Annotated in this window: 1 protein-coding gene; it reads right to left on the bottom strand. The window is 61.8% G+C overall.

The genetic code is table 11. The annotated features are described in order from the left end of the window. Window positions 1-145: 145 nt before the first annotated feature. Window positions 146-1540: an IS1380 family transposase gene (locus E3O45_RS02185; RefSeq protein ID WP_134441398.1), complete on the bottom strand. Its 1395-nt coding sequence runs from the start codon at window positions 1538-1540 to the stop codon at window positions 146-148. Window positions 1541-1666 lie beyond the last annotated feature (126 nt).

The raw sequence follows: 1666 nt of genomic DNA, 5'->3' as shown, positions 1-1666 counted from the left end.
TTAGCCTGAATCCACCGGTCGGCCTCTGAAGAATTCTTGATTTGGGCTCGATCCTCTTTCGTAGTTTTGGGCGCGGTCAAGCTTGGGGCCTCGATGCCTGGGTGTTCCACTGGGGTTCCTGGTTGCGCCCGGTCGGGCTGGATGGTTAGGTGGCGGCGCGGCCGGGCGGGCTGCAAACGCTGGTGAACAGCGCCGTCCAGCCTTCTTCCCAAGGCCAGCTTTTGGGTAGGTGCAACGTGACGCGTCGTGCCGACGTGGATACTCTGGCGGCGACGTTGATGAGTTTGCGGCGAACGGTCGCGGTGACGGCTTTTCCGAGGGCGGGACTGGCGAGGGTGCCGGCGGCGCGGGTGAGATTGAACGTAATGCAGGCCAGGACGAGCCAGGCGGCGTTGGCCGTGAATACGCCGGACGGGAAGTGCGCCATCGCCGACGCTTTCATGTCGGCGTTCAAATTTTCGATGATCGCGTGGTGGCGGTGGATTTTGTCGGCGTCAACGGTGTTGAGTGTGCTGGTGGTGAAGAATGCGTGAAAGCGAAACAGGTCGAAAAGGGTGCCTTGCCCGGCGGCGACGGTCTTGTTCAGTTCCGGGATGCGGCGCACGACGAGGCGTCCCGGGATTTGTTCGCTCTTCTTCTTGGAGCCGAACGCGGTGAAGGGGATCTCGGCGACTTCCGCGTCGGAGATCCACCGCCCGGTGGCGTCGTCGAAGATCGCATTGGTGTATTTGATCGGGGTCCACGCGGTCTCGGGGATGGTGCTGATACCCGCTTTCACCAGTGAATTCAGGCGTGCCGTGATCGAAACCATCGCGCCGGCGCGGAGGGCAGCTTTGATGACGGCGCTGACGTAGTAGGCGCTGTCGGCTCGTAGGAGCAGCATTCCTTTCGCGGTTGGGCTGCGCAGCCGTTTCACGGTCGCGAGGGTGTCGGAGACGAATTTCTTTGCGCCGCGGGCGGAGTTTGTGGGGCCTTTTCGTAGCCGGGAGCTGACGATGATCGGAGCGGCTGATCCGGTGCTGACGATGGCGAGCAGGGCGTTGAGGCCGCGAACTCCTGAGTAGCCAAACCCGGCGCCTTGCTTCTTGTAGCCGTGCACTTCTCTGATGGTGTCGTCGATATCGACCAGGGCGAGGTCGTCGATACCGGTCACGATCGGCGTGACGGCGGCGAGGTTCTGCAGCCACCGGGACGCGGCGGCGTCGAGCTGGCGGACATGGCCGAAAGCGAAGGCGCGCAGGAACGATCCCAGGGTCGAGGGCGCATAGGTTCCGGTGAACAATTTCCGCAGGGCGCCGTGCCGGAGCACGGCCATATCGTCGATGGAGTCGGCGCCGGTGAGCATCCCTGCGACCAGTGCCAGCGTTTTCAGGCCGGCGTTCGCGCCGAAGTAACCGGGCAGTTTCACCCACTCATCGATCAGGGAGCCGAGGCCCGTTTTTGCAGCCAGTGCCATCGTGGGGACCAGTCCGGCTGACGACACGAGGTTGGGGTCGTCAAACGATGCAGATAAGGACCGGTGAGTGTGAGAAAGTTGCATCTACGAGATGTCTCCCTGAGCATTGAATAGCTTGTCTAGATAACAACTATTTTAGCTGGTCAGAGGGGCATTCTCGGTTTAACGCGCCGTCAAAACCTCAAGGTCAACCGGTGGATTCAGGCTTAG

The sequence above is a fragment of the Cryobacterium sp. TMS1-20-1 genome (assembly GCF_004402355.1).
Lineage (GTDB): Bacteria > Actinomycetota > Actinomycetes > Actinomycetales > Microbacteriaceae > Cryobacterium > Cryobacterium levicorallinum.
This window is presented reverse-complemented; position numbering and strand designations above follow the sequence as displayed.